The organism is Streptosporangium jomthongense (assembly GCF_042650425.1).
GTDB lineage: Bacteria > Actinomycetota > Actinomycetes > Streptosporangiales > Streptosporangiaceae > Streptosporangium.
The window spans coordinates 190401-198132 of the sequence record NZ_JBHSBC010000019.1; the positions used below are offsets into that span (position 1 = coordinate 190401).

Genomic DNA, 7732 nt, shown 5'->3' on the forward strand with positions numbered 1-7732 from the left:
TGTTGCCGTGTGAACGATCCCCTGGTGGCGCGGATGCGCGCGTTCGGCACGACGATCTTCTCCGAGATGTCGGCGCTCGCCGTACGGACCGGTTCGATCAATCTGGGACAGGGCTTTCCCGACACCGACGGGCCCGCCGCGATGCTGGAACGCGCGGCGGCGGCGATCAGGGAGGGGGCCAACCAGTACCCTCCCGGCCCCGGCGTCCCCGACCTGCGCCAGGCCGTCTCCGAGCACCGCAAGGCCTGCTACGGCCTCGACTACGACCCCGACGGCGAGATCCTGGTCACCGTCGGCGCGACCGAGGCGATCGCGGCCTCGATCCTGGCGCTGTGCGAGCCGGGAGACGAGGTGATCGCCTTCGAGCCCTACTACGACTCCTACGCCGCCGCCATCGCCCTGGCCGGGGCCGTGCTGCGCCCGGTCACCCTGCGCCCGGTCGAGGGACGCTTCACCTTCGACCCGGCGGAACTGCGCGCCGCCGTCGGCCCGCGTACCAGGGCGATCCTGGTCAACTCACCGCACAACCCGACGGGGACCGTCCTCACCCGCGCCGAGCTTGAGGAGATCGCCCTGCTGTGCAGGGAGCATGACCTGGTGGCCGTCACCGACGAGGTCTACGAGCACCTCACCTTCGACGGTGTCGAGCACATCCCGCCGGCCACCCTGCCCGGCATGCGCGAGCGCACCGTGATGATCTCCTCGGCGGGCAAGACCTTCTCGGTCACCGGCTGGAAGACGGGCTGGGTGTGCGGGCCGTCCCCGCTCGTGCGCGCCGTGCAGACCGTCAAGCAGTTCCTCACCTTCACCGCCTCGGCCCCCTGGCAGCTGGCCGTCGCCCACGCCCTGCGCCACGAGATGGAGTGGGTCTCCGGGCAGCGCGCGGCCCTGCAGGCCAAGCGCGACCGCCTGACGGCCGGGCTGTCCGCGGCGGGCTTCGAGGTCTACCGCCCCTCGGGCACCTACTTCGTGCAGACCGACATCCGCCCCCTCGGCTTCACCGACGGCCTCACCCTGGCCCGTGAGCTGCCGGACCTGGCGGGCGTGGTGGCCATTCCCACCCAGGTCTTCTACGCCGACCCCGGACGCGGCAGCCACTTCGTCCGCTTCGCCTTCTGCAAGAAGGAGGAGGTCATCGACGAGGCCGTCGCCCGCCTCGGCCGTCTGGCGGGCCGGTGAGCGCGCCGTTCAGCCGACGATCCTGACCGGCAGGCGTCTGGCGCGCAGCGCCGAGCGGACGGCCCTGGCGAGCAGGCCGTACTCGGCGGACCTGGCCGAGCTGGCGCGGTAGGCCAGGCCGATGGTCCTGCCGGGGGCGGGGTCGGCGAAGCGGCGCAGCGCCAGCCGTACCCGCTTGCCCGTCTCGACCGGGACCGCCGACTCGGGCAGAAGCGTCACCCCGAGACCGCCCGCGACGAGCTGGACCAGGGTCGGCAGGCTGGTGGCGTAGGTGGCCGCCGTCGCCCGCGCGCCGACTTCACGGCACACGTCGATGGCCTGTTCGCGCAGGCAGTGGCCCTGGTTGAGCAGCACGATGTCCAGCCCCTTGAGCGCCTCGCGGTCCAGCGGCGTGTCATCCCCGGCCATGGGGTGGTCGGGGGAGAAGGCGAGCAGGAAGTCCTCCTCGTAGAGGGGCTCCTCGACCAGTCCGGTCACCTCGGTCGGCAGCGCGAGCATCACCATGTCGAGACGGCCCTCACGCACCTCCTCCAGGATGGTCTCGGTCTTGGCCTCGTGCACGGTCAGCTTGAGCCTGGGGAAGCGCCGCGAGAACATCGGCAGCAACGCGGGCAGCACGTAGGGGGCGACCGTGGGGATCACCCCCAGGTGCGCGGGGCCGTTGAACGGCTCCCGGTTCTGGGCGACCTCACCCATGAGGTCCTCGACCGCCTTGAGCACCCGCGCCGCGTGCACCGCGACCCGCTCGCCCGAGGGGGTCAGCAGGACCTTCCTGGTGGTCCGTTCGAGTAACCGGGTGTGCAGGGTCTCCTCAAGGGCGGAGACCGCGCTCGACAGCGCGGGCTGGCTCATCCGCAGCGCGGAGGCCGCCTCCCGGAAGTGCAGATGATCGGCGACCGCGAGGAATGCCCGCAGTTGAGCGAGGGTGGGGGTTGGCTCACTGATAAGGATCACCTGTCAGATTCGTTCGACTGCTCGATTTCTCGAATCAATGCTAGGTGCGGCAGTCTGGGCTCCGACAACGACGTCCCCTGTGAAGGAGAACCGGACTTGCTCACCATCGGTGACCGCTTCCCTGAGTTCGAGCTGACCGCCTGTGTCTCCCTGGACGCGGACAGCGCGTTCGCCCAGATCGACCACAAGTCCTACGAGGGCAAGTGGAAGGTCTACTTCGCGTGGCCCAAGGACTTCACCTTCGTCTGTCCGACCGAGATCGCCGAGTTCGGCCGTCTCGAAGGCGAGTTCGCCGACCGCGACGCCCAGGTCCTGGGTTTCTCGGTCGACTCCGAGTTCGTCCACCACGCCTGGCGCAAGGACCACCCCGACCTGCGTGACCTGCCCTTCCCCATGCTGTCCGACATCAAGCGGGAGCTGTCGTCGGCGCTGGGCATCCTCGGCTCCGACGGTGTCGCCCAGCGCGCCACCTTCATCGTCGACCAGAACAACGAGATCCAGTTCGTCATGGTGACCGCCGGTTCGGTCGGCCGCAACGTCAAGGAGGTCCTGCGGGTCCTCGACGCCCTCCAGTCCGACGAGCTGTGCCCCTGCAACTGGAACAAGGGCGAGGCCGGTCTGGACGCGAAGCAACTGCTGGCCGGCGTCTGATGTCCGTCGACAACCTCAAGGGCGCCCTTCCCGACTACGCCAAGGACGTCAAGCTCAACCTGGGCTCGCTCGTCACGACCTCCTCGCTCGGCGAGCAGCAGCTCTGGGGGACGCTGCTCGCCTGCGCGGCGGCGACGAGGTCCCAGCGCGTGATCGCCGAGATCGCGGCCGAGGCGGCCGACGTCCTGTCCGCCGAGGCGTTCAGGGCGGCCAAGGGCGCCGCCGCGATCATGGCGATGAACAACGTCTACTACCGGTCGATGCACCTGATCGGTGACGAGACCTACGCGACCATGCCCGCCAAGCTCCGCATGACCATCATCGGGAACCCGGGCGTGGACAAGGTCGACTTCGAGCTCTGGTCGCTCGCGGTCTCCGCGATCGGCGGCTGCGGCCGCTGCCTGGAGTCCCACGAGCAGGTGCTGCGCAAGGCGGGGCTGCCCCGCGAGCAGATCCAGGAGGCCATCCGGATCGCCGCGGTCGTCAACGCCGTCGCGGCGGTGCTGGAGTCGGAGGCCGCTCTGGCCACGGTCTGAGACAGCGAAGAAGGGGCGGGTGTGCACCCGCCCCTTCTTTGTGCCTGCCCTTCTTCGTGTCTGGCGTCAGCTCGCGTCGGCGAGGTCGCCCTGCGCCGCGGGCGCCGCGCCCCGCGCCGAGCGCAGCGGGAGCTCCTTGAGCATCAGCGCCGCCAGCGCGGCCAGTACGGCGATCGGCACGCCGACCAGGAAGACCGTGTGGATGGCCCGGGTGAAGGCCTCAAGGATCACTTCGAGCACCGGCGCCGGCAGACGGTGAATCGCGGCGGGGGAGCCGAGGCTGGGCGCCGCGCCACCGGTCAGGGGCAGATGGGCGGCCTTGGCGAGGGAGACCAGCTCGGAGGTGAGCCGGTTGGACAGGATCGCGCCGAACGCGGCCACGCCGACCGCGCCGCCGAGGGAGCGGAAGAACGTCACGCCGGAGGTGGTCGAGGCCATGTCGGCGCGGGTGACGGCGTTCTGCGCGGCCAGGATCAGGATCTGCATGGAGGCGCCGAGCCCGACGCCGAGCACCGTGATGTCGACGCCGACGCTCACCAGTGAGCTGTCGACGTGCAGCCGGGAGAGCAGGAACAGCCCGAGGCCGACCAGCAGCATGCCCACGACGGGGAAGGCCTTCCAGCGGCCGGTCCTGGTGACGAAGCGGCCGACGGCGATGGAGGAGGCGAGCAGGCCGAGCACCATGGGCAGCGTCATCAGGCCGGAGGCGGTCGGGCTCATGTTCTTGACGATCTGCAGGTACTGCGGCAGGAACATCAGCGCGCCGAACATCGCGGCGCCGACCAGCAGCGAGGCCAGGCAGGTGAGCACGAAGGTGTGGTTGCGGAACAGGTGCGGGGGCAGGATCGGGTCGGCCGCCCGGCGCTCGGCGAGGACGGCCAGGCCGAACAGCACCAGGCTCAGCGCGCCGAGCCCGTAGGTCCAGCCGGAGCTCCAGGCGAACTCCTTGCCGCCGAGTGACAGCAGCAGCATCAGCGCGGTCGTGCCGCCGGTGATGAAGGTCGCGCCCCACCAGTCGACCTTGGCCGCGCGGTGGGACGGCGGCAGGTTGAGCACCCGCTGGATGACGAAGAAGGCGACCACGGCCAGCGGCACACAGATCCAGAACGTCCAGCGCCAGGACATGTTGTCCACGACGAAGCCGCCGAGGAGCGGTCCCGCGACGGTGGAGACGCCGAAGACCGCGCCGATGTAGCCGGAGTAGCGGCCCCGCTCCCTCGGCTCGACCACGTCGCCGAGGATGATCTGCGGCAGTGCCGCCAGGCCGCCCGCGCCGATCCCCTGTACGGCCCTGGCCGCGATGAGCTGGCCCATGTCCTGGGAGAAGCCCGCGGCGACCGAGGAGAGCACGAAGACCAGCAGGGCGGCCTGGAACATGAACTTGCGGCCGTACAGGTCCGACAGCTTGCCCCACAGCGGGGTCGAGGCGGTCATGGTCAGCAGCGTCGCGCTGGCGACCCAGGCGAGCTGGTCCTGACCGCCGAGCGTGCCCACGATCGTCGGGAGCGCGGTCCCCACCACGGACGTCGAGATCATCGACGTCAGCATGGCGAGCATCAGGCCGGCCAGGATCTCCAGCACCTGTCTGTGGGTGAACCTCGGGGCCGCCTCGGCCTGGACCTGTTGTTCGGTCAGCATGGACCATCCCCCAATGTATGTACGATACACATGAAGTTAGTAGACGCTTGTTTACCCGTCAAATCTGGAAGGAATGGGAAAGTGGACGAGATACGGCGTCGTGACAGGGAGGGCACAAGGTGCCGCATCCTGGACACCGCCCGCCGTCTGTTCGCCGAACTCGGCTACGACCAGGTGACGATGCGGCTCATCTCCGCCGAGGCGGGGGTCAACATCGCCCTGATCAACCGCTACTTCGGCACGAAGCGAGCACTGTTCGCCGAGGTGCTGGCCGTACGGGGACGCTTTCCCGGGGTGCTGGACGTCCCGCGTGAGCAGCTGCCCCGGCGCCTGGCCGAGTACGTCGCCGACCTGCTCGGCTCGCGGGAGGAGGGGCCGGTGCTGGCGACGCTCAGCCGTTCGACGGTCTGCCCGGAGATCCACGAGATCGTCAGGGACCGGGTCCGTTCGGCGATCCTGGAGCCGCTGGCCGCGTGCCTGCCCGCCCGGGAGGCCCTCATCGGGGCGACCGCCGCCACCGCGCTCGTGGCGGGCGCGGGCACGCTGCGCCGGCTCTTCGGGCCGGGCGCGTTCGACGAGGCGGGCAGGGAGGCCGTGGTCGCGCGGTTCACGAAGGTCTTCGAGGCCTGCCTCGGGGAGGCGTCAGGCTGACCTGTCGCGGCCCGCGGCGATCCGGCAGGCGGCACCCGGGACGTGGTCGACCTGCAGCGTGCTGTGGTCGATGTGGAAGCGCTCGTGCAGCAGGTCGGCCAGCTCGCGGCGGACCCGGTGGCAGTCACCGCCCGGCGCGACGGTCACGTGCGCCGACAGCGCGGACAGCCCGCTGGTCACGGTCCACACGTGCAGGTCGTCGACCCCGGTGACCTCGGTGTGGGCGGCGATGGCCGCGCTCACCTCAGCCGGGGGCGCGCCGGGGGGCGCCGCCTCGAACAGGATGCGCCCGGCCTCGCGCAGCAGGCCGTAGGCGGCCTTGCCCATCAGGGCCGCCACGACCAGGGCGGCGATCGCGTCCGCCCTGCCCCAGCCGGTGAGCCAGACGACCGCCCCCGCGACCGCGGTCGCCACGAAGGCGTACATGTCGTTGAGGATGTGCTGGAAGGCGCCCTCGACGTTGAGGCTGCCGCGGTCGGCCCTGGCGATGAGCCAGGCCGCGGCGGCGTTGACCCCGATGCCGACCAGTGCCGTGCCGAGGACCAGCGCCCCCGTCACCTCCGGAGGCTGCAGGAGCCGCCGAACGCCCTCGTAGACGAAGTAGACGACGAGCGCCACGAACGTCAGCCCGTTGATCGCGGCCGAGAGGATCTCGGCGCGTTTCCAGCCGAAGGTGTAGGCGCCGCTGGCGGGACGGGCCGCCATGCTCATCGCCACCAGGGCCAGGGCGATGGAGGCCGCGTCGGTGAGCATGTGTCCCGCGTCCGAGACCAGAGCGATGGAGTTGGCGATGACGCCGACCACGACCTCGGCCGCCATGAAGACCGTCAGCAGAACGAGTGCCGCGACCAGGTAGCGACGGTCGGAGTTCGCCCCGTGGCCGTGGCCGTGGCCGTGCCCGTGTCCATGCCCATGTCCGTGGCCGTGACCCATCCCGAGACCCGCCTCATCAACACTTGAACAGTTGCTCAGACGTTAAGAAAGGTAAGCCTAACAGCACAAGATCTGAAGCGCGGAGGCACCGGCAGGACAGGAAATGCGCGACCCGCACAACACTGGTTCCCCACCCGTCACCCGGGAATCCCCGCACCCCGCACTGTCCGGTGCCGGTCATCTCCGAAACGGCCCAAGTGGCCGTCCCCCTCGCGCCGTCCGCACCCGAGGGGCGATCATGGAGGGACGGCCGCCGCGCCGCCCCAGTCCACAGCACGGAAGGAACCAACATGACCTGGCTGCGTACCCTCAAGCCCAGGCCGAGGGCCACCACGCGGCTGATCTGCTTCGCGCACGCGGGCGGCTCGGTCACCGCCTACCGCGACTGGCCCGACCTGCTCCCCGGATCGGTCGAGCCGTACGGCGTGCAGCTGCCGGGCAGGGCGGACCGGTTCGGCGACCCCATGCCCGCCGACATCCACGAGATCGTCGGCCCCGTCGTCGAGGAGATCCGGCCCCTGATGGACCGGGACGTCGTGCTGTTCGGGCACAGCATGGGCGCGATCGTCGCCTACGAGACCACCAGGGCACTCGAAGCCGGGGGGAACGGCCCCGTCCGGCTGTTCGTCTCGGGAAGCGCCGCCCCGCACGAGCCCAGACGCAGGCGGGAGATCTCCTCCTACGACGACGAGGCCTTTCTGGCCGAGATGACCAAACTCGGCGGGACCGAGCTTGAGATCCTCTCCCACCCGGCGATGAGAGAGGTCGTCTTCCCCTACATCAGGGCCGACTTCCGCCTGGTCGAGGAGTACCGCCACACCCCCGGGCCCGCGCTGCGCACCCCCATCTCCGTCATCGTCGGCGACACCGACCCGGTGGTCACCCCGCTGCAGGCCAAGGAGTGGCAGGCCCGCACGGAGTCCGGCTTCTCCCTGACGATCCTGTCCGGCGGCCACTTCTACCTCCAGCCCCAACGCGCCGCCGTGGTGGCCGAGATCCTACGGAGGATGGGGTAGGGGGTTGTGTCTCTTTGCGCCGCCTTCGGCGTCGCGGGTTGTGTCCCTTTGCTCCGCCTGGCGGCGTCGCGGGTTGTGTCCCTTTGCTCCGCCTGCGGCGTCGCGGGCTTGGGCGCTTTGGGTCGGTGCTTTCCCTCGTCTCTGCGTCGCTTCGCTCCTGCGTTCCTCAGTCCA

8 protein-coding genes are annotated in these 7732 nt (G+C 70.2%); 5 read left to right on the plus strand and 3 right to left on the minus strand.

The annotated features are described in order from the left end of the window. Positions 1–9: 9 nt before the first annotated feature. The gene (locus ACFOYY_RS19910) at positions 10–1179 is read left to right on the plus strand and encodes a pyridoxal phosphate-dependent aminotransferase (protein WP_386190615.1); all 1170 of its coding nucleotides are present in this window, start codon (positions 10–12) and stop codon (positions 1177–1179) included. A gap of 9 nt (positions 1180–1188) precedes the next feature. On the opposite strand, the gene ACFOYY_RS19915 is transcribed toward ACFOYY_RS19910, so the two are convergent. Beyond that, positions 1189–2133: a LysR substrate-binding domain-containing protein gene (locus ACFOYY_RS19915; protein ID WP_352011373.1), complete on the minus strand. Its 945-nt coding sequence runs from the start codon at positions 2131–2133 to the stop codon at positions 1189–1191. A 96-nt stretch (positions 2134–2229) separates the two neighbouring features. On the opposite strand from ACFOYY_RS19915, the gene ACFOYY_RS19920 reads away from it, so the two are divergent. Together ACFOYY_RS19920 and ACFOYY_RS19925 are read left to right on the plus strand one after the other, a co-directional pair. Further along, a complete protein-coding gene (locus ACFOYY_RS19920) occupies positions 2230–2784 on the plus strand; it encodes a peroxiredoxin (protein ID WP_352011374.1) in 555 nt (184 codons plus the stop codon). Continuing rightward, complete coding sequence (locus tag ACFOYY_RS19925) at positions 2784–3320, plus strand: carboxymuconolactone decarboxylase family protein (protein ID WP_362911559.1); 537 nt, start codon at positions 2784–2786, stop codon at positions 3318–3320. Before ACFOYY_RS19920 ends, ACFOYY_RS19925 begins: the two co-directional genes overlap by 1 nt. Before the next feature lie 66 nt (positions 3321–3386). Here ACFOYY_RS19925 and ACFOYY_RS19930 read toward each other — a convergent pair whose 3' ends face one another. Then, positions 3387–4958 carry an MDR family MFS transporter gene (locus ACFOYY_RS19930; RefSeq protein ID WP_386190619.1) on the minus strand — a complete coding sequence of 524 codons (1572 nt, stop codon included), beginning with the start codon at positions 4956–4958 and terminating at the stop codon, positions 3387–3389. A gap of 81 nt (positions 4959–5039) precedes the next feature. Between ACFOYY_RS19930 and ACFOYY_RS19935 the strand changes: the two genes are divergently transcribed. After that, complete coding sequence (locus ACFOYY_RS19935; protein WP_386190622.1) at positions 5040–5609, plus strand: TetR/AcrR family transcriptional regulator; 570 nt, start codon at positions 5040–5042, stop codon at positions 5607–5609. Here the strand turns inward: ACFOYY_RS19935 and ACFOYY_RS19940 are convergent. After that, a complete protein-coding gene (locus ACFOYY_RS19940; RefSeq protein ID WP_386190625.1) occupies positions 5601–6542 on the minus strand; it encodes a cation diffusion facilitator family transporter in 942 nt (313 codons plus the stop codon). The genes ACFOYY_RS19935 and ACFOYY_RS19940 overlap by 9 nt on opposite strands. 290 nt (positions 6543–6832) lie before the next feature. Between ACFOYY_RS19940 and ACFOYY_RS19945 the strand changes: the two genes are divergently transcribed. Then, entirely contained in the window at positions 6833–7558 is a 726-nt protein-coding gene (locus ACFOYY_RS19945) for a thioesterase II family protein (protein WP_386190628.1), read from the plus strand. Positions 7559–7732 lie beyond the last annotated feature (174 nt).

Bases quoted from the DNA above. Each gene is read 5' to 3' on its own strand.
- ACFOYY_RS19925 (WP_362911559.1), top strand. From the start codon at position 2,784: ATGTCCGTCGACAACCTCAAGGGCGCCCTTCCCGACTACGCCAAGGAC.
- ACFOYY_RS19930 (WP_386190619.1), bottom strand. From the start codon at position 4,958: ATGCTGACCGAACAACAGGTCCAGGCCGAGGCGGCCCCGAGGTTCACC.
- ACFOYY_RS19940 (WP_386190625.1), bottom strand. From the start codon at position 6,542: ATGGGTCACGGCCACGGACATGGGCATGGACACGGGCACGGCCACGGC.
- ACFOYY_RS19945 (WP_386190628.1), top strand. From the start codon at position 6,833: ATGACCTGGCTGCGTACCCTCAAGCCCAGGCCGAGGGCCACCACGCGG.